Annotated in this window: 19 protein-coding genes and 1 pseudogene; 9 read left to right on the top strand and 11 right to left on the bottom strand. The window is 70.6% G+C overall.

All coding sequences use genetic code 11. The features are described 5' to 3' along the window. Positions 1-207 precede the first annotated feature (207 nt). Both ACZ4UU_RS11060 and ACZ4UU_RS11055 read left to right on the top strand, forming a co-directional pair. A complete protein-coding gene (locus ACZ4UU_RS11060; RefSeq protein ID WP_468038608.1) occupies positions 208-1,164 on the top strand; it encodes a DsbA family protein in 957 nt (318 codons plus the stop codon). Between the two features lie 78 nt (positions 1,165-1,242). Further along, a complete protein-coding gene (locus tag ACZ4UU_RS11055) occupies positions 1,243-1,848 on the top strand; it encodes a TetR family transcriptional regulator (protein ID WP_468038606.1) in 606 nt (201 codons plus the stop codon). A 105-nt stretch (positions 1,849-1,953) separates the two neighbouring features. Here ACZ4UU_RS11055 and ACZ4UU_RS11050 read toward each other — a convergent pair whose 3' ends face one another. Both ACZ4UU_RS11050 and ACZ4UU_RS11045 read right to left on the bottom strand, forming a co-directional pair. Next, the gene (locus ACZ4UU_RS11050; protein WP_468038604.1) at positions 1,954-2,412 is read right to left on the bottom strand and encodes an ArsI/CadI family heavy metal resistance metalloenzyme; all 459 of its coding nucleotides are present in this window, start codon (positions 2,410-2,412) and stop codon (positions 1,954-1,956) included. A 28-nt stretch (positions 2,413-2,440) separates the two neighbouring features. Continuing rightward, positions 2,441-3,817 (bottom strand): FAD-dependent oxidoreductase, encoded by a 1,377-nt coding sequence (locus ACZ4UU_RS11045; protein WP_468039194.1) that lies wholly within the window; start codon positions 3,815-3,817, stop codon positions 2,441-2,443. A gap of 177 nt (positions 3,818-3,994) precedes the next feature. On the opposite strand from ACZ4UU_RS11045, the gene ACZ4UU_RS11040 reads away from it, so the two are divergent. The 6 genes from ACZ4UU_RS11040 (at position 3,995) to ACZ4UU_RS11015 (ending at position 12,078) form a co-directional block, all read left to right on the top strand. Next, the gene (locus ACZ4UU_RS11040; protein WP_468038602.1) at positions 3,995-4,372 is read left to right on the top strand and encodes an ArsR/SmtB family transcription factor; all 378 of its coding nucleotides are present in this window, start codon (positions 3,995-3,997) and stop codon (positions 4,370-4,372) included. 498 nt (positions 4,373-4,870) lie between these two features. After that, complete coding sequence (locus ACZ4UU_RS11035) at positions 4,871-5,308, top strand: hypothetical protein (protein ID WP_468038600.1); 438 nt, start codon at positions 4,871-4,873, stop codon at positions 5,306-5,308. Between the two features lie 12 nt (positions 5,309-5,320). After that, positions 5,321-7,495: a hypothetical protein gene (locus ACZ4UU_RS11030; protein ID WP_468038598.1), complete on the top strand. Its 2,175-nt coding sequence runs from the start codon at positions 5,321-5,323 to the stop codon at positions 7,493-7,495. Further along, a complete protein-coding gene (locus tag ACZ4UU_RS11025) occupies positions 7,492-8,517 on the top strand; it encodes a hypothetical protein (protein WP_468038596.1) in 1,026 nt (341 codons plus the stop codon). The genes ACZ4UU_RS11030 and ACZ4UU_RS11025 overlap by 4 nt, the downstream gene beginning before the upstream one ends. A 698-nt stretch (positions 8,518-9,215) precedes the next feature. Continuing rightward, complete coding sequence (locus ACZ4UU_RS11020; protein ID WP_468038594.1) at positions 9,216-10,415, top strand: AAA family ATPase; 1,200 nt, start codon at positions 9,216-9,218, stop codon at positions 10,413-10,415. A gap of 19 nt (positions 10,416-10,434) precedes the next feature. Further along, entirely contained in the window at positions 10,435-12,078 is a 1,644-nt protein-coding gene (locus ACZ4UU_RS11015; protein ID WP_468038592.1) for a VWA domain-containing protein, read from the top strand. Positions 12,079-12,092: 14 nt separating this feature from the next. Here ACZ4UU_RS11015 and ACZ4UU_RS11010 read toward each other — a convergent pair whose 3' ends face one another. From ACZ4UU_RS11010 to ACZ4UU_RS10975, 8 genes and pseudogenes are all read right to left on the bottom strand, one after another. Further along, positions 12,093-12,803, bottom strand: a complete 711-nt coding sequence (locus ACZ4UU_RS11010; protein WP_468038590.1) for a peptidoglycan-binding protein — start codon at positions 12,801-12,803, stop codon at positions 12,093-12,095. Positions 12,804-12,816: 13 nt separating this feature from the next. Next, a pseudogene (locus ACZ4UU_RS11005) lies at positions 12,817-12,957 on the bottom strand (FtsX-like permease family protein); the annotation flags it as partial. A gap of 64 nt (positions 12,958-13,021) precedes the next feature. Continuing rightward, positions 13,022-16,402, bottom strand: a complete 3,381-nt coding sequence (locus ACZ4UU_RS11000; RefSeq protein ID WP_468038588.1) for a family 78 glycoside hydrolase catalytic domain — start codon at positions 16,400-16,402, stop codon at positions 13,022-13,024. Positions 16,403-16,628: 226 nt separating this feature from the next. Further along, the gene (locus ACZ4UU_RS10995) at positions 16,629-16,889 is read right to left on the bottom strand and encodes a hypothetical protein (protein ID WP_468038586.1); all 261 of its coding nucleotides are present in this window, start codon (positions 16,887-16,889) and stop codon (positions 16,629-16,631) included. 41 nt (positions 16,890-16,930) lie between these two features. After that, positions 16,931-18,172: a cation:proton antiporter gene (locus ACZ4UU_RS10990; RefSeq protein WP_468038584.1), complete on the bottom strand. Its 1,242-nt coding sequence runs from the start codon at positions 18,170-18,172 to the stop codon at positions 16,931-16,933. Between the two features lie 171 nt (positions 18,173-18,343). Beyond that, complete coding sequence (locus tag ACZ4UU_RS10985; protein WP_468038582.1) at positions 18,344-18,604, bottom strand: hypothetical protein; 261 nt, start codon at positions 18,602-18,604, stop codon at positions 18,344-18,346. Positions 18,605-18,622: 18 nt separating this feature from the next. Next, a complete protein-coding gene (nhaA, locus tag ACZ4UU_RS10980) occupies positions 18,623-19,921 on the bottom strand; it encodes a Na+/H+ antiporter NhaA (protein WP_468038580.1) in 1,299 nt (432 codons plus the stop codon). Between the two features lie 256 nt (positions 19,922-20,177). After that, positions 20,178-21,713, bottom strand: coding sequence for an alanine/glycine:cation symporter family protein (locus tag ACZ4UU_RS10975; RefSeq protein WP_468038578.1), 1,536 nt, complete (start codon positions 21,711-21,713; stop codon positions 20,178-20,180). 486 nt (positions 21,714-22,199) lie between these two features. Here ACZ4UU_RS10975 and ACZ4UU_RS10970 point away from each other — a divergent pair, with 486 nt between their 5' ends. Next, positions 22,200-22,949, top strand: a complete 750-nt coding sequence (locus ACZ4UU_RS10970) for a transposase (protein ID WP_468038576.1) — start codon at positions 22,200-22,202, stop codon at positions 22,947-22,949. Positions 22,950-23,312: 363 nt separating this feature from the next. On the opposite strand, the gene ACZ4UU_RS10965 is transcribed toward ACZ4UU_RS10970, so the two are convergent. Further along, on the bottom strand, positions 23,313-23,594 hold the full coding sequence (locus tag ACZ4UU_RS10965) for a hypothetical protein (protein WP_468038574.1): 282 nt from the start codon (positions 23,592-23,594) through the stop codon (positions 23,313-23,315). Between the last annotated feature and the right edge of the window lie 31 nt (positions 23,595-23,625).

The raw sequence follows: 23,625 nt of genomic DNA, 5'->3' as shown, positions 1-23,625 counted from the left end.
TCACTTTCCAGGCCGGGCACGCGAGCGGGCAATGCCCATCGCAGGTAGCCGAAACGCGGCCCCGGCCCTGCTCGATCGGCCAGCCCGTACGGGTCTTGGGCGGACCGCGGCGCTCCACGAGGGTGAGCGTTGCCGGGCGTGGCCTCTCCACGGAGGCACTAATAGACACGTGTTGCATAAACTACTGTCGTTGCCTACTCTGGGATTATGCGAATCGAGATCTGGGCAGACGTCGTCTGCGCGTGGGCGTACATCGGTAAGCGCCGCCTGGAGCGGGCGATCGCGGACCGCGACGATGTCGAGGTGGTCTGGCGGCCGTTCCGTATCGACCCGAGCGCCCCCGTCACGGCCCTTCCCATGGACGAGGCCATGCGCGACCCGCTCATGGACGAGGCACTGCGCGCCTGCGCGCCCGGCCTCACGCCGGCCGAGAACCGGGTGCGGATCTCGGAGATCGCGGCGGCGGAAGGGCTTGGCCCCTGGCGGGGTGCGAGCTGGCGCGTCAGCAGCCACGACGCCCACCGGCTCCTCGCGCTGGCTCACGAACGCGCCGGCTCCGCAGTGCAGGACGCGCTGGCCGAAGGCCTGATGCACGCCTACTTCATCGAGGGGCGGGACATCGGCGACCGGGCAGTGCTGCGTGACGTCGCCCTTCGGGCGGGATTCGCTGCGGGGCCGGGGCTGCTGGAGACCGATGCCGGTGAACTGCTCACCCGCGAGCTGCTGCTGCAGGGCAAGGCGCGCAAGGTCCGCACATCACCCTCCTTCGTCGTGGGCAGCCAGGCGCTGGCCGGCGCGCAGACGTCCGAGGCGATCGGGGACTTCCTGGCCGGGATCCGCCGGCAGCCCGACGTACCGGCCGAGGTGAACCGCATGCGCTGGGCGGAGTCGCTGATGGAGGAGCGGGACCCGCTCGGCGCGCTCACCCTGCTGCGTCCACTGCTGGCGGACTTCGCCGAGGACCCCGCCGTGCGGATCCTCGCGGCCCGCGCCTACTACGGGTCCGCCCAGCTCAATCGGGCCCGGACCGTACTGGAACCGCTCGTGGAGCAGCGCCCGGACGATTTCTACGTCCGCATGCTGTACGGGCGCACGCTCCAGCGGCTCGGGCTTGATGCCCAGGCACAGCCGCACCTCCGGCTCGCCGTGGCGGCGAGCGACTGAAGGCGCCGGTGCGACCGGGGATCTGGCGGCCCGTCAGGTCCCCGCAAGCCGGGAGGAAGAACGAGAGAGAACCGATACGTGACCAAGCAGGACCGGGCGACGGTGACGCGTGCCGCCCTCGTCGAGGCGGCTGCCGTGGAGTTCGCGCGCGACGGTTACGCGGGCGTCTCGCTGGGGCGGGTCTCGCGCGCTGCCGGGCTGTCGAACGGCGCGCTGACCTTTCACTTCCGCTCCAAGGCCGATCTCGCCGACGCAGTGGTGGACAGCGCACTGGCGGCGGTCCGGGCGTCGGTCGGCGACGCGCTGTCGGCCGCGCCCACGCCGCTGGCCCGTCTCTCGCAGGTGGTCACGGGTATCACGCGCACCCTCCACACGAACGCGGCGGTACGCGCGGCCGCCCGCCTGGAACTGGACCACTCGGCCGGCCTGAAGCGCTGGTCCAGCGCCTGGCATCCGCAGGTGCGGCAACTCGCCGAGGAGGCCTCCCGGGCCGGTGAACTGCCGGCAGGCACCCGCCCGGAGGATGTCTGCGCACTGGCCGTCCTGTTCATCCGCGCCGTCGCTCTCCACACCCGAGCCCACCCGGCTCCCCCCGACGACCTCCGTGATCAGCAGGGTGCCCACGTCTCCCTGGCTCAGTACCTGCGCCTGTGGGCCATGGCCTGCCGCGGCCTGACGCCCTGACGGTCCAGGCCGTCCGCGATGACGGCGGCCACACCGGTCTCGGCAGGCCGGTCCCCCGTTCCGGTCGCGGCCCCGAGGGCGTGGAGAGGTCGGTCATCGGCGGGGTCAGCAGCAGCCGCCCGCGGCGGCCGGTTCCTCGACGGTGGACTCGGCCGGGGTGGTACAGCAGGTGCTGTCCTGCTGCTTGGCGAGGGTGTCTGCGTCGGCCTTGACGACGTAGACCTCCCAGGGTTCCTGGCCGGGGCCGTGGACCCAGACCTTGTCCTGGAGGGCGTAGCAGCAGGTGGTGTCGTTCTCCTCGGTCGTGGCCAGGCCCGCCTCGCTCAGGCGGGCGGTGGCCGCGTGGACCGCTTCCGTCGCCTCGACCTCGACGCCGAGGTGGTCAAGGCGGGTCGCCTCGTCCGCGGTGCCCTCGATCAGAACGAGCTTGAGCGGAGGCTCGGCGATGGCGAAGTTGGCGTAACCGTCCCGGAGTTTGGCGGGCTCGGTGCCGAACAGCTTGCTGTAGAAGGCGACCGAGGCGTCGAGATCCGGGACGCGGAGGGCAAGTTGTACGCGGGACATGGCGAACCTCCTTGGTGAGGATGCGGGTTCAGCAGCCGCCGGCTGCCGTGGTCGGGGCGCCGGCGCCGATCTGCAGGGTGGCCGGGGCCGCGCAGCAGCCTCCGCCTTCGCCGCTCTGGGCGGCATCGGGGTCGTCGTACAGGCCCGCTCCACCGCATACGCCGGTCTCCGGCAGGGTCAGCTCGACGCGCTCGGCGGCTTCCCGGTCGCCGGCGAGTGCGGCGGTGATGGAGCGGACCTGCTCGTAGCCGGTCATGGCGAGGAAGGTCGGGGCGCGGCCGTAGGACTTCATGCCGACCAGGTAGACGCCTTGCTCGGGGTGGGAGAGCTCACCCACCCCGTGCGGGTAGACCGTGCCGCAGGAGTGGACGTTGGGGTCGATGAGCGGGGCGAGGGCGGTCGGGGCCTGGAGGCGTTCGTCGAGGCCCAGGCGGATCTCGGAGAGGAAGGACAGGTCGGGGCGGAAGCCGGTCAGGACGATGACCCCGTCGACGGGGTCGAGGCGGCGGCCGTCCTCGGCGACGAGGACGAGCTGGTCGCCGGCGCGTTCCACGGCCTCGGTGCGGAAGCCGGTGACCGCGCCGGCGTGGCCGGCCTCGACGGCTTCCTTGGCGCGCAGGCCGAGGGCGCCGCGGGCGGGGAGCTGGTCGGCTTCGCCGCCGCCGTAGGTGTTGGTGCCGATGCCCCGGCGCAGGATCCACACCGCGTGGGTGCCCGGCTCGTCCTTGGCCAGGTCTGCCAGGTGGGCGAGCGCGGTGAAGGCGGAGGCGCCGGAACCGATGACAGCGGTGCGCCTGCCCGCGTACCGGGCGCGGACGGCAGGGTCCTTCAGGTCGGGGACGCGGTAGGAGATGCGGCCGGCCGCCGTCTTCTCGCCGATGGCCGCCAGACCGTCGGCGCCCATCGGGCCGGGAGCGCTCCAGGTGCCGGAGGCGTCGATGACGGCGCGGGCGGTGAGGCGCTCCTCGTGGCCGTCGGCCGTCTCGACGTGCACGGTGAAGGGCTGCTCGTCGCGGTCGGCGTCGACGATGCGGTCGCGGCCGGCCCGGGCGACGCCGGTCACCGTGGTGCCGTAGCGGACCTTGTCGCCGAGGACGTCGGCGAGCGGCTGGAGGTAGTGCTCCGCCCAGTCGCCGCCGGTCGGACAGGTGGCGCCGTCGGGGCGGACCCAGCCGGTGGGGGCGAGGAGCTTCTCGGCGGCGGGGTCGGTGACCTCGGCCCAGGGGGAGAACAGCCGGACGTGCGCCCAGTCGCGTACGGCGGTCCCGGCGGAGGGGCCGGCCTCCAGCACCAGCGGTTCGAGGCCGCGCTCGACGAGGTGGGCGGCTGCGGCCAGGCCGATGGGACCGGCTCCCACGACCACGACGGGCAGCTGGCCGGTGGTGGGCACGCTGTTGGTGGACACAGCCACGGTGTTCCCCTTTGTTTCGACGTCTGTCGATGTTCTGTGGAACCCAGGATGACACCTGTATCGACAAGCGTCAACATAGACATTCGCCGAATTAACGGCGGGGTCGGGGTGAGTCCGAATGCGGGAATGTGGCAGTGGCCCTGCTGGTTCGGTGCATGTCAACATAGATGCATGTCGAATGCGAGGGTGCTGCCGCTGCTGGAACCCGAGGTGTCCGAGACCGTGGCGCCGTGCTGCCCGCCGCTGACCGAGCGACCGTTCACCGCGGAGGAGGCCGAGACGGCCGCGCGCATGTTCAAGGCGCTCGGCGACCCGGTGCGGCTGCGGCTGTTCTCCGCGGTCGCCTCGCACGAGGGCGGCGAGGCGTGCGTATGCGACATCTCCGACGTCGGCGTCTCCCAGCCGACCGTCTCCCATCACCTGAAGAAGCTCAAGGACGCCGGGCTCCTGACCTCGGAGCGGCGCGGAACGTGGGTGTACTACCGGGTCGAGCCGTCCGTGCTCGCGGCCATGGGCCAACTGCTGGCCATCGCGCCGTACGCGGCCTGACCGCGGCTGCTGCCGGCTCCGCCCGCGGTGGTCTGGGCGTCGAGGATGACAAAATCCAGGCCCAGGCGGCGCAGGTGGCTGTGCCGCCGGCGCCGTCGCGTCGGCCGGTCCATATCCGGAAGCGCTCGAGGGCCTGATCGGCGAGATCGAAGCCCAGCAGGAGGCGGGACCGCGGTCGTAGGCTCCTGTCTGCTCTCGCGCATCCGGACCGGCACTCAGGACTCCGCGGGCCCCGCCGCGAAAGGCCGCACCGGTGCCGGCACCGCCCCTTCGCTAGGGTGGCCATGAGTCGATCACGGTTTGTTGACGTGCGGTTCCAGGTGATAGCGCGTCATTTACACGGGGGAAGCGATGAGTTCCGACACAGGTGGCATACGTCCTGTATCCGCACCGAACACGGGCCCGGATCCGCGTGCCGCGTACCAAATGCCGGCATCCGGCACCTCGGGCTCAGGCCCGGCGAGCTCGCCCATCGCAGCGCCCGATCAGCCCGTCGACGTGCGCGACCTCGACCCCTCACCCGGCACCTACTCCGCGGGGCCCGGGAACGGCGGAATCCAGACGATGTCGAGTGGCGGCACTGGTGGTGTGCAGACCACCGGCTTCAGCGGTGTCGACGATCCGGCGGCGCTGAACCGTGCCGGTGAGAACTCCAACCAGCTGGCCAGCCTGGTGCACTCCAACGGGGACGTCGGTGAGGACGCCGAGATGATGGCCGCTGTGGGGTCCCTCAGCGGTGACCTGTGGGGCGGTGATCTCGGTGTGACCCTGATGAGCACGCTGGGGAGTTGGGACAAGCAGGCCCGCCGTCTGGCCCGCACCTGCGGCGACATCGGCGACAAGTGCATCACGACCGCGCACAACCACGTCCGTACGGAGTCGGCGAACGAGTCCGAGATGAACGCCGTCCACGCCTCGCTGCCCGACTTCGACTGACAGGAACCTGCCATGAGTAGCATCGCCTACGAACAGCTCTACCACCTCGACGTCGCCTCGCTGAAGACCGCCGCGGACCAGTGGAGCGATGTCATTCGTCGCTACCGGCAGTGGGGCCAAGGGTTCGGTGACGGCGTCGTAAAACCCTTCGACCAGGCCGGTTGGACCAGCATCGACGGAACCGCGATGTTCGCCCGCGCCCAGGTCGCGGCCGCCGAGAAGGAGTTCGATGACGCGGTCACCGAGGCGAAGGGCATACGGGCCGTCCTGGAAGACGCCTGCGAGGAGTTGCGCAAGTACAAGGCCGACCTGCACGAACTGGCTGCCGACGCCAAGCGCAACGGAGTGCGGATCAGCGGCACGGGTGAAGTGAGCCTGATCGATCCGGACGAGGACGGTGACCAGCGGCGTGGTCCGGGAGGCGTACTGCCGTCGCAGAACGAGGAAAGGATTCTGCAATGGCAGGCCCGCATCGTTCTCATCCTCACGGCCGCCGCGAACGCGGACCAGTCGGCCGCCATCGCCCTGAAACGGAACACCGGCAAGGGCGGTGACGAGGGCTTCAACGACAAGACCGTCAAGTCCGTCGACCAGGACGAGTCCCAGCGCGCCTCGAAACTTCTGAAGAAGTACGAGAGCGGTGACAAGCTCTCGCCCGCCGAACTCGACGAGCTCAACCGGCTGATGAGCCACAACCAGAAGGACCCCGAGTTCAGTCGCATGGTCATCGACAGCCTCGGCCCCGAGGGCACCCTGCGCCTGGCGCAGGACCTGGAGCACGAACGCTCCGGCGACGGCCCGAACAAGGACAAGTACAACAACATCCAGCACGCCCTCGCCAACAACATCGCCACCGCCAACCGGGACAAGGAGTTCTCCGACGAGTGGCGCAAGGACATGCGTGCACTCGGCGTCAAGAGAACCGGCGACGACGGCTCCCAGCCGTACGGCTACCAGACCCTGGCCACCCTGCTGAAGCACGGTGACACCGCCGACTACCCCCCACGGCTCACCACGGGGCTGACCGACGACATCATCGCGGCCGAGAAGAAGCACCCGGACCTGTGGAACGAGTACGACCAGGCCACTGCCGGCGCCGACGTCGACGCCGTAGCCGTCATGGACCCGGTGGACGACATGCTCGGCATCATGAGTCGTGATCCGGACACGGCCACCGCGTACCTGGACCCGGGCGACGACGGAGGCAACAAACGTCTGGAGTACCTGCTCGACCAGCGCGACTGGCCCGACCTGGAGGTCCGGGAGGTCTACCGCGGGCAGGAGCCGACCGGAAACATCGACCACATCGACGCCTCCAACACGCGCGTCGGCCTCGGCAGCGTCCTGGAAGCTGCGACCACCGGCGAAGCAGCGGGCCCCCCGCACACGGCCGGCCAGGCGCGCGTCATGCGCGACACCGTCGAGCTGATGGACACCGCGCCGGGCCACGAGGAGATCAAGCCCAACCTGCGGCAACCACTGGCGAACTGCCTCGCCGACTACACCAACGACACCCACGAGATCCTTTCGGGAGTCCAGGGCTCGTACACGCACGAGACCCCCCAGGAGCACGGGCGAGGCGGCGACGGCCTGTTCGGCGACAGCGACGACGCCCACATGGCCCCCAACTCGGACAAGCTGATCCGCATGATGCGCGGGATCTCCGAGGACCCGGAGGCGTACGGCACGATGCACAAGGCCGAGACGGCGTACATCGCCAAGCAGATGGAGGACAACGGCGGCAACACCGCCGACTCCGTCCGGGAACCCGTCCGCAAGGGCGGATCCGCCCTCGGCGCCTACGACGCCGTGCGCGAGGACGTCATCTACGACAAGCGGGACAGCGCCAACGCCCAGGAGGACTGGAAAGCCAAGACTATTTACCACGTCGCCGGCACCCCGGTGACCATGGTCCCCGGGATCGGCGACGCCGCTCAGCGCATGCTGGACGCCTGGACCTACGACGTCTCCAACGAGGAAAAGGGCTACAACAACGACGCGGCGGCCGCCGAGGTCGCCGACCGTAGCCTCAAGTCCCAGCGGGAGATGCAGTTCCTCGTCGACGAGTGGGCCAACGGGCCAGGCATGCCGGGTATGGACGACCCGTCCGTCAACGACCTGCAATTCGACATGCGCAATGACCACACCACCGGCGAGAAGCTGGCCAACGACGCGATCGGCCGATGAACAACACCACTGCACCCCGGACGGCACGCCCTCGCCGCACACTTCTCCTCGCTGCGGCAGCGGCCGCGATCGTCCTGCTCGGCGGTGGAGCGGTCGGCTACACCGTCGTCACGCGGGAGGACGAGCCTGACTGCGACAGCCTGTCGTCCGACATGGCCCTGCGACGTGCCCTCGGCGATGCGTACCGGGAGGACATGGACTGCGGCGCCCTCGGCACGGCGATACGGGGTGCCGCGACAGGCGCAACTCCCGGACAGCACACGCTCGCTGAAGCCCGAGTCATGCAGACCGCCCTCACCGTGGTCGCCCAGGACATCGAACGACGCCAGGAGCCCGTCGTCGCCGCGGACCTGCGCGCCCCGCTCGCGGCGGCGCTGGTGGACTACGTCCAGGACACCCAGGAGATACTCAACGGCGTCAACGGCGAGTACACCCGTCGGGAGGACGATGCTCCGTGGCGCGACGGCGCGACCGTGAGGATGCCGGCCCGCATCGACGATCTCGTGAAGGTGCTGCGCGCGGTGTCCCAGGACCCCGCCGCGTACGGCGATCTGCGCGCCGCCCAGGTCCGTCAGTGCGCCGCACGCCTCGCCGAGGTCCCCGCCCGGGCCACCGGCCCCCGCTATACCGGGCCGGCCCGCAACTGCGCCGCCGGCCTCGGCCACTTCGACGGCATCGCTGACGACATCCCGAAGTCCCAGGCCGGGCAATGGCGCTCGGACGTCCTGCGGCGCCTCAAGGACACGGCCGGCAGCCCCCCGTCCTACGCGGCCGACCCCGCACGGCACATCGCGAACAGCTGGCAGCAGGCGGTCATCGACGAGGTCGAGGCGGATCGGACCCTGTTCCTCAAGAACGACACCTCCCGGATCGTCGTCATCTGGACCGCGGCACGGGGTGAGAGCGCCGACTCCAAGAAGGTGAACGACCTCCAGGCCACGGTCGGCAGTGACGCCGACTCCAGCGCGGCGGAGACCGAGGGGACCCTGCGGTGCACCTGGCGCCCCAGCGAATGCGGGTAAGCGGCAGGTTGCTCGGGAGCAGGGCCGTGCGGCGGCGGCCGACGGCCACCAGTCATGCCCGGCACGGAGATGATCAGCGGCACGACCGCACGGTGATCGTCTTGTGAGTAGCTGAGCCACAGGTTGGTGGAGTGACAGGGCAAGCCCCACCGGCAACCACCCGGCATTCGAGGACCGGCGGCGTGAGAGCCCTCGCGTTCGGCGAGCCACGCGAGCAGGTCGGGGTGCCGGGTCGGGTCGTACGTCTCGTCGGCCTCGGTCATGCAGGCGACGGAAACAGCCCCAACAGGCCGTCCCAACAGGCCCGCGTCTTTGCACAGTTCCGTTGCCGCACCTCGCGCCAACTCTCCGTCGCCGCCCTGGCCTGCTACAGAACAGGCGAACGTCGCCCCCCGATCACCCGTCCAGACGGCAGACTCGCCACGGATGAGGGCACGGCCTCGGCTTGTGCCGTTCGGCGGCACCCTCGGGCTTGTGGGAGCCGTCCCGGCTGACGACTTGGCGGAAGCCGACGGATGACCTTGCAGGTGCAAGCAGAAACCACTTGGCGGTGGCCTGGTGGGCCATGAAGGCGGCGTGGGCCGCATCGACGGCCTCCGGGCGGGAGCTCGAGGCCACTTGCGTCTGCGGTTCGTCGTAGGTTCGGGGAGCAGGGCCGTCTCGTCGGCCAAACAGGCGTTGCAGGTGGGGAGTTGAACGTGTGCGCACAGGACGCGCAGGGCACGGCCAAGCGGTTGCGGGCGATCAGCGGCGAGCTGTCGGACCGCTTCTACGAGCGGGCTGACGTGGTGCGGACGCTGGTGGTGACGTTGCTGGCCGGACAGCACTCGTTGGTGCTCGGCCCGCCCGGAACGGCGAAGTCCGAGATGGCCCGGGAGTTGACGGGCAGAATCGAGGGGGCGGCCTACTGGGAGATCCTCCTGTCGAAGTTCACCGCGCCGACCAGGATGTTCGGTCCCATCGACGTGGCCGCGCTGGCCCGGGGTGAGTACCGCCAGGTCTACGAAGGCCGTGCCACGACCGCCCACGTCGCGTTCATCGACGAGATCTTCAAGTGCTCCACGGCGGCGCTGAACGAGACGTTGGGCTACCTCAACGAGCGGATCTACCACCCCGAGAACGGCGGCGAGCCGATCCGCTGCCCCCTGATCGGGGCCATCACGGCGAGCAACGAACTGCCCAGCGAAGAGGACGCGGCCGCGATCTACGACCGCCTGCTGGTGCGGATCGAGGTCGGGTATCTGGCAGACCCCTCGAACTTCGCCGCGCTGGTCCGCTCCGCCGTCCGCCGGCCCGCGGCAGCGACACGGACCACCATCGAGCTGGCCGCGTTGCAGCACGCCGTGACCGAAGCCGTCCCGGCCGTGGACGTACCCGACGTGATCGTGGATGCGGTGTGTACGCTGCGGGCCGCCCTGCGCCGCAAGGAACTTGTCGCCTCCGACCGCCGCTGGCGGCAGGCGGTGGGCCTACTCCAGGCATCCGCGTACTTCGACGGCCGCCCGGCGGTCGATGAGACCGACCTGTCGGTGCTGACCCACGTCCTGTGGGACTCGCCTGCCGAACGCCCGACCGTCGAGCGAGAGGTGCTGCAACTGGTCAACCCGGACGCCAAGGAGGCGCTCGACCTGGCCGACACCTTCGACGAGCTGGAGGCCCAGCTCGACGCCATGGCCGGGCAGTCCCGCGAGGCGCTGAGCGAGTGGGTCATCAAGAAGGCTCACAACAAGCTCGCCATGGCAGGGAAGCGGCTGGAGGAGCTGCGCGAGGAGGCGGCCGGCTCCGGCCGCTCCACCGCCGCCATCGACCGGGTCACCGGCCGCCAGCGCGCCGTCCGCGCCCGCGTGCTCACCGAGGCCCTCGGCGTGGACGCGAGCATGGTGCAGGCCCAGCTCTGAACAGCGGCGGGACAGGATCATGGACAGGACCAGGGACAGGGCCAGGGACAGGACACCGAGCAAGCTCGACGAGCTGGCGAGCCGGGCCGCGAAGTGGATGGGCCTGTCCGGCGCCGCTCCCGAGCGGCACACCGCGGCCATCGCCGCGGACCGCCCCGACCGGATCGCATGGCGCGACACCTACGAGCAGTCGGCCGGACTGCGCGAACTGGCCGAGGAGCTGAACCAGCGCTATGACTACGCCACCGACCTCCTGACCGACGCCTTCCTGGCCGCCTACAAGGTCACCCCGCGGTTGCGCGAGCGCGCGGAGATGGACCTCTCCCGGATGGTCAACCACCAGGTCATCACCTCGCTGGTGGAGTCACCGGAGTTCGCCGAGCTGCGCCGGGTGACGGTCGGCGACCCCTACGCCGCCGCCATGGCCGTGCTCGCCCAGGCCGCCGCGCTGCGCCGGATGCCGGAGTACTCCCGGGATGCCCGGGCACGGGCCGAGCAGGCGAAGAAGGCCCGGCGGGACGCCGAAGCCGCGGCGACCGCCGTGGGCGAGGCGCTCCAGCAGGCTGCCGACGAGGCGGACTGGTCCGAAGGGGCCGGCGCCGTGCCGCCCGCGGCCGCCGACGCCGTACGACAGGCGATCGAGGCCGCCGAGGCCGCTGCGCGCCAGGCCGCCCGGGACGCCGCGCAGGTCCTCGTGGCGGCGGCCCCCGGTATCCGCGCCGCCGCGCGGAACGCGGTGGCGAAGGCCGCCGAGACCGTGCGGGAGGAAGCCGCGCTGATGCGGGCGTGGGGCGTTGGGCACGGCGAACTGGAGCGGATGCCGTTCGAGCAGCGCGCCCGGCTCGCCGAGCGGCTGCGCAGCGGCCGTCTCGCACAGTGGGCCGAGCTGATCGGTCGCTTCCGGCAGATGGCCCGCGGTGAGCGCGCCCGCAAGGTGGAGAACGCTGCCGGGGAACTGGTCGGCGTCACGCTCGGAGACGACCTCTCCCGCGTCATCCCCTCCGAGCTGGCGGCCCTCGGCCTGCCTGAGCTGCGAGCGGTGTTCGCCGCACGCTACGCCGCCGGGGAGCTGATGCTCTACGACAGACAGGGAGAGCAGGCCACCGGCCAGGGCGCCGTCATCGTGTGCGTGGACACCTCGCACTCCATGTACGAGGCGGGACCCGGCGGAGTCACCCGGGAGGCGTGGGCCAAGGCGTGCGCCCTGGCGCTGCTGGATCAGGCCCGCCATGCGGGGCGTGAATTCGTGGGCATCCTGTTCTCCGCCGCCGACAAGATCCAGGTCTTCCGCTTCCCGGCCGGCCAGCCCGCCGGCACCGACCAGGTCCTCGACTTCGCGGAGACCTTCCTCGGCGGCGGCACCAGCTACCAGGCACCGCTGTCAGTGGCCGGCGAACTGCTGGAGGAGGAGTTCAACGACACCGCCCGCGCGCGCGGCGACATCGTGATGATCACCGACGACGACTGCGGCGTCACCGAGACATGGATGCGCGGCTGGAACGACGCCAAGCACCGGTTGGGCTTCCGGGTCTTCGGCGTGGCCGTCGGCGCCCCGCGCGTCGCCGCGGCCGACTCGGTCCTGGACGCCCTGTGCGACAACCTCCGCTCCGTCGAGGACCTCACCGACGTCCACGCCGCCGCCGACCTCTTCCGCGTGATCTGACCCGGCTCGGGGGCTCAGGAAAACAGCAGGCGCCAGGTCAGTGGTCCGGGACTGCCGTCGGCGTCGCCGCGCAGTTCCCTGCGTGACTTCTGGAAGTCCCGCGTGTTCAGCCGGTCCGCCTCGCCCCAGGTTCTGCTCGGGCCGACCTTGTAGTGGTCGCCGAAGCCGCGCTTCACCAGTTGCCTGCCGAGTTGCAGGACGTACGCGTTGGAGGCTCCGGCCACGAAGTCGGTCGCGCCGGGGTCGCCGTGGACGTTCTCGGGTACGTGCATGTGTCCGCACACCCCCTTGAAGTCCGTCCACTGCGCGCCCGTCAGCCGCTGGCCGCCGCTCCCGTACGTGGGGTACGCGGGCCACGCCTTCGGGCCGGACAGCGGCACGCCGGGCTCCTCGTGCATCCAGGCCAGGAAGCGGGCGACAGCCTGAAGGGCCCGGTCGGGCGCGTCCGGCCAGTAGACGTGCGCCTGGTCGGCGGCCTTCCACTGCGTGTGGGTCTTCGGGTCGCAGGTGCCGACCAGCTCGACCTGGCACACGTTCATGGTGTTCGTCTCGACGCCGCCCCGCGGATTGACGAGAGCTCTGGAGGAGGTCTCCACGTCGAAGTGCTGGTACCACTTCAGTTTTCTGGCGGCGAGATCGGCGACCGCCGTCAGGTTCGGTGCGGAGGAGCCGCCGCCGTATCCCGGCAGGGTGCCGCCCGTGGCGAGCGGGTCCTTCTGCGCCACCGACGAGCCAGGCCTAGGGGACGCCGAGGGCCAGGCCGAGGGCGCCGTACAGGCCGGCTTCCAGGGTGATGGTTCGGCGCAGTGCGCCGCTGCCCAGGCCCAGGGCGCGCAGCAGTGCGAACTCCCGGGTGCGTTCGATCGCGGTCAGGCTCGTGGTGGCGGTGACGCCGCTGGGCCGCCCCGGGACGGTGTCCGGGGCGGCCCGTTCACCTGGTCGGTCACGCCGGCCCCGTGAAGGTCCACTCCCCGTGCCCGACCCGGAAGACGACGAACGCGGGCTCGCCGCGCAGGAACTCCGCGCCCTTTGGCGCGGCCACCCGGGCGCGCGACCCTCCCGGCACGTGCACCTCGGCCGTCGAGCCCACCGGCACCCGCACCGACAGCCGCAGCTCCCGGTCCAGCCGTGACCAGGACACGGCGGCCTCTCCGCGCACCGTACGGATCGACGTACGGGCCCAGTTCACTCCCGTACGGGCGTCTGGGCGCACCGAGAAGGTGCGGTAGCCGGCATCCCCGGGACGCAGCCCGGCCACGTTCTCGTACAACCACTGCGCGACCGTGCCCAGGAAGTAGTGGTCGCGGGAGCGGGAGTCCAGCGGCCACATCTCCCACATGGTGTCGGCGCCGTTGGCCTGCCAGTACCCCCAGCTCGGATAGGTCCGCTGTGTCGCGACGGCGTGTGCCACGTCAGGGCGGCCGTGGGCGCACAGCACCCTCAGGAGGACGCTCGTTCCGAGGCAGCCGGTGTTCAGATGGTTGCCACGCGCCTCGATGTCCGCGACCAGGCTGTCAAGGACGGAGGCGCGGGCGCCCGGCGGCACCAGGCCGAAGGCCAGCGGAATCGCGTTGGAAGTCTGCCGGTAGCCGGGGTCCTTCGCCGTACGGTAGTGGCCCTCGGGACTCAGGAACGCCTCGTTGAACGCGGTCTTCAACTTCTCGGCCGCCTCCCGGTACCGCTGCACGGCCTCGCCGTCACCCAGCACCTCGCCCACCTCGGCGGTGTTCAGCAGCGCCCGGTGGAGGTAGGCGGTCGCGGTCAGCCGGGTGTCCTCCGGGGGAATCTCGTAGCCGGGCGCCACCCAGTCACCGAGCGCCGTGACCGCCAGCCCGTCCCGCAGCCGGGCCAGCTCCCAGTCCAGATACCGGGTCAGCGTCGCCCAGTGCTCGCGGGCGGCGCGCTCGTCCCCGTACACCCGGTACAACTCACGGACGACGAACGGGTGAACGGTCGTCCACTCGGGGGAGGGGGCCAGTTCCTGGTAGCCCCAGCCGCCGCTCGGCACGATCACCGGCAGCTGCCCCTCGCCGTTCTGACTGTCCGCCAGATCGCCCAGCCACTTGGACAGGAAACGGTGCACCCCGAAGGCGTACGCCATCACCGGCGTGCCGACCTGGGCGTCGCCGGTCCAGCCGTTCTTCTCGTACATGGGGGTGTCGGTCGGGATGCCGTGCAGGTTGTTGAGGACCGTGCGGCGCATGGCACCGTCCAGCCACTCGTAGAACGGCTCCGAGCAGGCGAAGGAGCTGACCTCCTCGACACGGGTGTGCACCACCCGTCCCAGGACCTGCTCCGGGGACGGACGCCCGGGCAGGCCGTGGACCTCCACGTAACGGAAGCCCTTGTAGGAGAACTTCGGCTCCCAGACCTCATCCCCGTCCCCGCCGCCCGCGCAGACATACTCGTCTGTCTGGAAACGGCCCGGGACATGGCCGGTCTCGGCCTGCACACTTCCGTCGGCCTTCAGCTTCTCGCCGTGGACCAGGCGGACCACGGTGCCCGCCTCGGCGCCGCGGACGGTGAGGCGGGTCCAACCCGCCATGGTGCGGCCCATGTCCACCACGTACACCCCGGGGCGGAGCTCGGAGATCTCCCTCGGCCGTACCGTCTCGGCGATCTCGATCGGATCGTGCGGCTGCGCCCGGAGCGTGCCCCTCGGGGCCTCCTGCACCCCCGCCGTCCGCCAGCCGCTGTCGTCGAAGCCGGGCCGGCTCCATCCGCGCGGGGCCCGGCGGGCGTCGTATGTCTCACCCGCGTAGAGGGAGTTGGACAGGGTCGGCCCCTCGGTGATCCGCCACTCGCCGTCCGAGGCGACGGTGGTGCGGGAGCCGTCGGGATGGTCGATCTCCAGCTGGGCCAGCAGCCGGGGCTCGCCGTGCCACGGCGGACGGTGCCAGTTCCAGACGTTGGCGGTGGTCATGCCGAAGAAGCCGCGGCCGAGGGTGACGCCGATGACGTTCTTGCCGCGCCTGAGCGACTCGGTGACGTCGTGGACGGCGTACAGCACGGTCTCGTCGTAGTCCGTGAAGCCGGGGTCGAGGACCTGCCGGCCGACCCTGCGGCCGTTGATCTCGGCCTCGTAGTAGGCGAGTCCGCTGATGTAGAGGCGGGCCCGGGAGATCCGCCGCCGCACGGTGAAGGCGCGGCGCAGCAGCGGCGCGGGCTGCTCCGGCACGGCGACGGTCACTCCGCTGCCCCAGGGCCCCTGCCCGTACGGGGCGAGCACGGCGGCCTCGGTCCAGGCCGCGTCGTCGAACTCCGGGCGCTGCCAGCCCTCTTGCGGCTCGGTCGCCGAAACGCGCCAGCCTGGGCCGGTGACCAGTTCGTACGTGCCCTCTTCCGGGCTGGTGTCCGGGCCGCCGTCCTCCGTCTCCACGATCAGCCGGACCAGCAGGCCTGCGGGATTGACGGACGCGCCGGGGCGGTTGGTGGCACGGGCGGCGAGCACCAGGAGGCCACCGGCGGCTCGGACCTCCTCGGTGACGTCGGCCGCACGGCCGGTGCGCCAGCCGTCCTGCCGCTCCGGTGCGTGCAGCACCTGCCGGCCGTCGAGATGGAGAGCGAAGTCGTCGTCGGCGGTGGCGACCACGGTGGCCCGCCGCACCGCCGTGCCCTCCGGCAGTCGCAGCCCCGCCCGGAACCAGCACGGCCCCACGGGGGCGTCGGAGGACGTGGCGCCCCGCGACCAGATCCATGAGGCACCGGAGAGGGTGGGCGGCTGCGGCGGCGGATCCGCGCCGATCCAGCGGGCACCCGCGGCCTGCCAGTCACCCTCCGACAACGTTGTCTCCCACCAGCCGGCCTCGCTCCAGCGCGAGGCCCGCCCGGCACCGTCCCAGACCCGTACCCGCCAGTGGTAGCGGGTGCGGGGGCGCAGCCCGGGCCCCTCGTAGGGGACGCCCACGCTGCGGTCGGACGCCACCTTCCCCGAGTCCCAGACCAGGCCGGCCCCGGCCCAGGCGCCTTTCGCCGGCTCCCCGTGGTCGAGGGCCACCTGGATCCGGTACGCGCTCTGCCGGGCGCCGCGCCCCGGCGCGGACAACTCCCAGCCGAGGCGGGGGCGTTCGACGTCGGTGCCGAGGAGCCGCTCGGCGTACTCGACGGTGGTGCGCTCGACGCGGAGAGCTCCGGCACGGTCGCCCTCCCCCTCCGGCACGGCCGGGCCGGCGGCCGTCGCGGGGGCGGCCGACAACGCGGTGAACCCGGCACCCGCGCCCGCCGTCGTGCCTTTCAGGAAGAGTCTTCGGTTCCAGGACTGGCCCATGCGTTCCTCGCTCGCTGTGTCGCCGCGGACAACGAAACCGTGCTTGAAACGATTCAAACCTCCTCGTGCCGGGACATGCTATGTACGCGTGTGGCGCCCAACAAGGTGTGTGACAGCGGCGGTTGGAGCGAGCCGTGGCGCCGCCGCGGAACCGGGACAGTCTCCGAACACTCCGTCAAACCGCCTGCCGTGCCGCCGGAACAGCTCGATCGGGGCACTGCTGTACGGTCTCCGCCCATCAATTTCGAGCTCTGTTCGAGCTCCGTTCGGGCTCCATTCGGGCTCAGTGATCCCAAAGGAAGTCGGACAGGCGGGAGCGGAAGTTGCTGTCGGACTCTCCCTGAGCCGCGATCGTGCTCCTTTCCCTGGCGCGTACGCCGGTGCCGGCTCGCTGGTGGGCGACCGCGAGATGGATCCGGTGGTGTGCGGGGCGCTCGCTCTCGTCGACCACGGCGACCGCGAGGTCGGAGTGGGAGATCCTGTCGGTCCAGCTGCCGTGCTCGCGCACGCGGTAGCGGCCCGAGCGCACGAGGAGCGGGAGCACGGGAGCGCGGGAGCGGGGTTGCCGGTGCGTGCGAGACCGGGTCAGGCACCCACCTCCTGCGACTGCCCCGCCGCCCGCGACGCTGGTGCCGCGTCACCGTCGGGCACCCCGGCGATGTCCTCGACGTTGAAGAGCCGGGCGATCGGCACGTCGGTCGAGCTGTGCGCGACGATCGAGAAGGCGATGCACACGGCGATGAGCGTGAATGCCTCTTCACCTTGCGGGATCCCCGCCTGGAGCACCAGCAGCCCGTACACCACCGAGGCGAAGCCCTTCGGTCCGAACCAGGCCGCCACCAGCTTCTCCCGGCGGGTGAACCGCGTGCCGAGCAGCGACAGCAGCAGCGAGGCCGGGCGGATCAGCACGATGGCGAGGACCACCGCGACGTAGCCGCCGAAGGACAGGTCGCCGAACAACTGCGGCGTCAGCAGCGCGCCGAACACCAGCAGGGCCGCGAACTTGGCCAGCTCCGCCAGCGCCTCCCCCAGTGGCTCGAACGCCTCCTTCGCCTCCGGCGAGCGGGCGGTGAGCACGGCGCCGGCGGAGAACGCGGCGAGGTAGGGGTTCGCGTGCGTGAGGTGGCACAGGGCGTACAGGGTCACGCCGATGGCGAGAGGCAGCAGCGGCTGCAACTTGGGCTCGGCGCCCAGCAGCCGGAATCGCACGAGCTCGTTCACGAGGAACGGCAGGACGACACCGAAGACCAGCCCGAGGACCAGCTCCAGGGCGATCTTCCCGAAGCCGGCCTCGGCGTGCCCGGACGTCGGCCCGGCCGCCGCGATCATGATGAGGACGACCGGCAGGGCGAGCCCGTCGTTGATGCCGCTCTCCACGTTCAGCAACTGCCGCAGCTTCGACGGTACTTCCTTGCGGCCGACGATCGCGGAGGCGAACACGGGGTCGGTCGGTGCCAGTACGGCGCCGACGAGGAAGGACGTCGTCCAGTCCAGCCCCACCACGAAGTGCGTGAGCAGAGCCATGCCGACGAAGGCGAGCGGCATGCCGAGCCCGAGGGCACGCGCCGGGTTGCGCCAGTTCTCCCGCAGCTTGGGGAGGGAGACGTGCATGCCGTCGGTGAACAGCACCGCGAACAGCGCCAGATCCGCCGTCACGGACACGATCTCGCTGTCCGGGGTGATGTGGATCAGACCCAGAAAGCCGTCGCTGACCAGCGCGCCGCCGACGAGGAAGAGGAAGGACGTCGACAGCACGGTCCGGGCCGCGAGCCCTGACAGCAGCACCGCGATGAGCAGCGCCACCCCGAACACCACGACGAGCACCATGACCACGAACCCCGATCGACGAAGAGACCTCTGTCCACACCGCCGACCAGACTTCCCGGCACACCAGTGGGGAGCTTACACGCGCTTTACGCGTTCCTGACAGGTCCTTGACGTGCACTCGGGGAGGTGGGTTCTTGCCGGGTTCCGGCAATCGAGGGCGGCCCGCGGGTGTCAGCGTTCCGCGCGCCGGCCCATGACCTGGGCGACCAGGAGCCCGACGAGCAGGGCCCACGCCACCGCCCCGTACTCTCCGTACGTCCAGCCCAGGGCGCCTACGACAACGGCTGTCAGGGCACCGCCGGTCAGGGCGACCCGGTCCGTGACGAAGGCCCACTCCCGTCGTGCGCTCCCGGGGTCGCGCAGCTCCGTCACCGCGGTCTTGACGACCAGGACCGCGGTGAGGGCCAGCGCTGTGGCCAGTGAAGGTTCCACCCCTTGCCTCCCTCCGCGTCAGCGTTCGGTGGTGGCGTCGAGCTGGTAGATGTCGGGGATGCCGTCGTGGTCGTCGTCGCGGTTCTCCTCTTCGTACAGGCGCCGGTAGACGCCGTTGCGGCGTCTGATCAGCATGGCCGCGAGCGCGGCCGCGGTCAGGGAGGCGACGAGGACCGCGGCCTTGACGGGGCCGGCGGCCGCCGGGTCGGGGAAGGCGAGTTCGCCGATCAGCAGGGCGACGGTGAAGCCGATCCCGGCGAGTGCCGCGAGGGCGAAGACGTCGGCCCAGGCGAGTTCGGGGTTGAGGCGGGCGCGGGTGAAGCGGGCGGCCAGGTACGTTCCGGCGAAGATCCCGACCGTCTTGCCGAGGACGAGTCCGAGCACCACGCCGAGCGGTTCGGGCCTGGTGAACACGTCGCTCAGTGACGCGGCGGAGATGCTGACGCCGGCGGCGAAGAGTGCGAAGAGGGGGACCGCGATTCCCGCGGAGAGGGGGTGGAGGAGGTGGGAGGTGCGTTCGCCGGGGGAGCGGTCCTCGTCCTTGTCGCGGGTGGTGCGCAGGATGAGGCCCATGGCCACGCCTGCGACGGTGGCGTGGACGCCGCCGTTGTACATCAGCGCCCAGATCGTGAGGCCGAGCGGGCCGTACCACCACCATCCGCGGACGCGGAAGCGCTGCAGCAGGTAGAAGACGACCAGGCCCGCGAACGCTCCGCCGAGAGCCGGGACGTTCAGGTCGCTGGTGAAGAAGACGGCGATGACGAGGATGCCGCCGAGGTCGTCGACGACGGCGAGGGTGAGGAGGAAGGCGCGGAGGGCGGCGGGCAGGTGGGTGCTGAGTACGGCGAGGACGGCCAGTGCGAAGGCGATGTCGGTGGCCATGGGCACGGCCCAGCCGTCCAGGCTGCCGCCTCCCGCGGACGCGGTGATCGCGTAGAAGGCGGCGGGCACGATCATGCCGGAGAGGGCGGCGATGACGGGCAGGGCGGCGGTGGCGGGGGTGCGGAGCTCACCGACCACGAGTTCGCGCTTGAGCTCGATGCCGGCGACGAGGAAGAAGAGGGTGAGCAGGCCGTCGGCGGTCCAGTGCCCGACGGAGAGGTCCAGGCCGAGCGCCGGTATCCCGAAGTGGAAGTCGCGTATGCGCTCGTAGCTGTCGGCAAAGGGCGTGTTCGCCCACACCAGCGCCACCAAGGCCGCCCCCAGCAGGACCAGCCCGCCGACGGTCTCCGTCCGCAGGGCCTGTGCGACAGCCGTGCGCTCGGGCAGCGGCAGGAGGCCGAGAAAGGGGGAGCGTGCGCGTGGCGCGGCAGCCATGAAGGAGTCCTCCGGGGATCGTCGTGCGGGCATACGAGCCCCTGACGCCGACCAGACTTCCCGGCACACCGCGCGCCGGTCACAAGCCCATGCGGGCTGTGTATTGACGCGTTCTTTACACCCTAACCGGCGTCATTCCGTTCCGCTAGGTGCTGTTTCACCTGCGGAAACGCAGTGAAGGCATGACGAGAGGGCCCGTGTTCACCAAGGCGCGAGGTGAGCACGGGCCCTCTCAGGAGCCGGGCCGCGGGGGCGGTCAGACGGTGGTCTTCACCGACTCCTGGTCATCGTCGCCGTCGTCGATCTCGCCGGCCTTGCGGGCACGGACGAACTCCAGGAAGGAGTTGAGCTCGCGCTTGACGACCGGCGCGAGGAGGTACAGGCCGATGATGTTGAAGACCGACAGCAGGAAGAGCGCGGAGTCGGCGAGGCTGATCAGCGAGTCGAGGGACATCAGGGCGCCCACGACCACGAACAGGCTCCAGACGGCCTTGAAGACGGTCTCGCTGGTCCTGCTCTTGCCGAACAGGTACGACCAGGCCTTGAGGCCGTAGTAGCCCCAGGTCAGGATCGTGGAGAAGGCGAACAGCAGCACCGCGATCGTGAGCACGGCCGGGAACCAGGGCAGTACGGTCTCGAAGGCGTCGGAGGTGATGGTGACGCCGCCGATGCTCTCGCCGGCGCGGGCCTCGCCCCAGCTGGCCGGGTTGGCGATGACGATGGTCAGCGCGGTCATGGTGCAGATGACGACCGTGTCGATGAACGGCTCCAGCAGGGCGACCAGACCCTCGCTCGCGGGGTGGTTGGTCTTGACCGCGGAGTGGGCGATCGGCGCGGAGCCGAGACCGGCCTCGTTGGAGAAGGCGGCCCGCTGGAAACCGACGATCAGGGCACCGATCACACCGCCCGTGACGCCATCGGCCTCGAAGGCGCCCTTCAGGATGGTCTGGAAGGCGTCCGGGACGTGGGTGACGTTGACCAGGATGACGACCAGGCAGGCCACGATGTAGATGCCGGCCATCGCCGGCACCAGCCGGCTGGTGACCGAGGCGATGGAGCGGATGCCGCCGAGCAGCACGAGGCCGACCAGCGCGGAGACGACCAGGCCGAAGAGGACGGCACCGGCGGAGGAGGCCAGGAAGCCGTCCTCGCCGCCGAAGGTCGAGGAGATCTGCGCGTAGCTCTGGTTGGTCTGGAACAGGTTGCCGCCGAACAGACCGAAGAAGAGGATCATGATCGAGGCGAGGACGGCGAGCACCTTGCCGAACTTGGCGCCGCCGCTGCCGAAGCGCTCCTTGAGGCCCTTCGGCAGGTAGTGCATCGGGCCGCCGGAGACGGTGCCGTCGGCGTGCACCTCGCGGTACTTCACACCGAGGGTGACCTCGACGAACTTGGTGGCCATGCCGAGCAGGCCGCACAGGATCATCCAGAACGTGGCGCCGGCGCCGCCGATGGACACGGCGACGGCCACACCGGCGATGTTGCCGAGGCCGACGGTGCCGGAGACGGCCGCGGTCAGGGCCTGGAAGTGGTTGACCTCGCCGGTCGACCCCTTCTCGTCGTACTTCCCGCGCACGACGTCGACGGCGAGTCTGAACTTGCGGAACTGGACGAGGCCGAACCAGCCGGTGAAGACGAGACCCGCGACCACGAGCCAGGCGACGATCAAGGGAAGGTCGGTCCCTCCTACGGGGACCGTGTAGAAGACGACTTCCTCGAGCCATGTGGCTATGGGCTCGAAGAATCCGCTGACTGCTTCGTCGACGGACGTGGTGACGGAGTCGAGTGACACTATGGCTACCTCGGTGGCGCGGGGACCGGCGCAGAAGCCTGCGCCGGAGGAAGTGCGGTCTTTGAGCGAACGCCGTTGTCCGATCGGCGACCTGGGATGACGCGTCCGCGGACTCGGAACGTCACGGCCCCTGGTCTGTCGCCGGCACGCACGCCGACGCTCCGCGCAGCAGCGAGGGGTCATGCCGCCTGCGGAGTTGCGACGTTCTACCATGGCCTTTGCCGAATCTTTAGTGATGCAGGTCACGTATTCGTCCTGTCGTCCCAAAAGCGCCAGGTGGCGAAATCAGACCGTTATCCGGCGAGGGAAGTCCGTTCATCGGACATGTATCTCTGCGTGACGGGTTCGTGGCGCGAACACCCCGGTTTACTGAGCTTCTTCGAGTTGGCCTCCGATCAGGCGACCGCCGACGAAGCGCAACGAGCGAGGCCCCCGAGCTGTTGATCGAGATGTCTGACGTCTCAACCACGCTGCTCGGGGGCCTCGTTGGTCATCTATCCTGCCGCACTCGACCTGCCCCATGCACTCGTGGAGTGGGTGACCATGCTCGTCGTCACCCGTGAGGGCGACCGGCGATGCAAGCTCCGTCCGTCCCAGCGCGCGATGGTGGCACTGGTGTACCTGCGCGAACACACCACCCTGGCGAAGATCGCTGCCGGGTTCGGGATCAGCGAGTCCACCGCCCACGCCTACACCAGCTCGGTCATCCACCTGCTCGCCGAACGCGCACCGGGTCTGCTGAAAGTCCTGCGCGAGACCGATGCGGACTTCGTCCTGCTGGACGGCACGCTCGCCGAGTGCGACCGCGTCGGCGACGGACGAGCTGACTACTCCCACAAGCACCGCCGGCACGGAGTGAACGTGCAGGTGGTCACCGATCCGGGCGGTCGGCTGCTATGGCTCTCACCCGCACTGCCCGGCCGAGCCCACGACCTGACCGCTGCCCGCACCCACCGCATCATCCGCATCTGCGAGCGCCAAGGCGTCCCTGTCCTCGCCGACCTCGCCTACCAGGGCGGCGGCCCCTGGGTGACCACGGGCATCAAGCGCAGGCCACTGCGGGAACTCACTCTCACCGAGAAGACCATCAACCGGGCCCTGGCCGCAGCACGAGCACCGGTCGAACGCGGCGTCGCACGCCTCAAAGCCTGGCGCATCTTCCGCAGATCCCGATGCAGTCCGAACCGCATGACGTCAATCGCCAAAGCCATCCTCACCCTGGAGTGGCAACGCTGAAGAAGCTCACTGATCGCAGGGGCGGGCGTCGGGTGCGTCCGCTGCGCGGCACCACCTCGACGCTGCGGCGGCGCGGTCGCGTCCGAGAGTGCACGCCGTACGCTCGGCGTTCACCTGGACGATGGCCCTTCCGTGAGCCCGCCCCCGTGCCATGCGCACCACGGTCGGACGCGCCCCGGCGAGGCTCACCCCGGCGTGGTGAAGCGCGTGGGGGAGCGGAACGCACACGTATGCGGAATCGAGACCCTCCCCTGGCTCTCTCCCCGCAACCTCGCAGCGCCCTTGCGGGTCTAGGAACGCGTCGGCGCCCGGCCGCACGGCGCCGCACCCCCGGTCAGGGCGGTCGCGCAGGACGCCGTGGCTTCATGAGGCGAAGAGAGGATGCGCGATGCCCGGTCTCAGAGGTTCGTCGGTGATGGCAGCGGTGGGCGGGATCCTGCTGTTGGCGGGGTGCCATGATTCGTCGGCTCCCCACGTCGGCTCGGGCACACCCGCCCGCTCCTCGTCCGAGCCTTCCGCGCATGCCTCTGCGCCGACCGGCACCTCTTCGAGCGGTCCTGCCACCACGACGCCGACGAGTCCTGCCACCACCACACCCACACCGTCACGCACCGCCGCCGCCCCGACCAGGTCCGCCTCCCTCACTCCCGAGGGGGCCCTCCCCACGTCCGCTAGC

The organism is Streptomyces sp. NPDC028907, from assembly GCF_055564995.1.
The sequence above is the reverse complement of the archived record's forward strand: the minus strand, read 5'-3'. Positions and strand labels throughout refer to the sequence as shown.

What these genes read in the sequence shown, in the direction of transcription:
- ACZ4UU_RS11060 (WP_468038608.1), top strand. Translation starts at nt 208, where the DNA reads ATGCGAATCGAGATCTGGGCAGACGTCGTCTGCGCGTGGGCGTACATC.
- ACZ4UU_RS11050 (WP_468038604.1), bottom strand. Translation starts at nt 2,412, where the DNA reads ATGTCCCGCGTACAACTTGCCCTCCGCGTCCCGGATCTCGACGCCTCG.
- ACZ4UU_RS11040 (WP_468038602.1), top strand. Translation starts at nt 3,995, where the DNA reads ATGTCGAATGCGAGGGTGCTGCCGCTGCTGGAACCCGAGGTGTCCGAG.
- ACZ4UU_RS11030 (WP_468038598.1), top strand. Translation starts at nt 5,321, where the DNA reads ATGAGTAGCATCGCCTACGAACAGCTCTACCACCTCGACGTCGCCTCG.
- ACZ4UU_RS11025 (WP_468038596.1), top strand. Translation starts at nt 7,492, where the DNA reads ATGAACAACACCACTGCACCCCGGACGGCACGCCCTCGCCGCACACTT.
- ACZ4UU_RS11015 (WP_468038592.1), top strand. Translation starts at nt 10,435, where the DNA reads ATGGACAGGACCAGGGACAGGGCCAGGGACAGGACACCGAGCAAGCTC.
- ACZ4UU_RS10990 (WP_468038584.1), bottom strand. Translation starts at nt 18,172, where the DNA reads ATGGTGCTCGTCGTGGTGTTCGGGGTGGCGCTGCTCATCGCGGTGCTG.
- nhaA (WP_468038580.1), bottom strand. Translation starts at nt 19,921, where the DNA reads ATGGCTGCCGCGCCACGCGCACGCTCCCCCTTTCTCGGCCTCCTGCCG.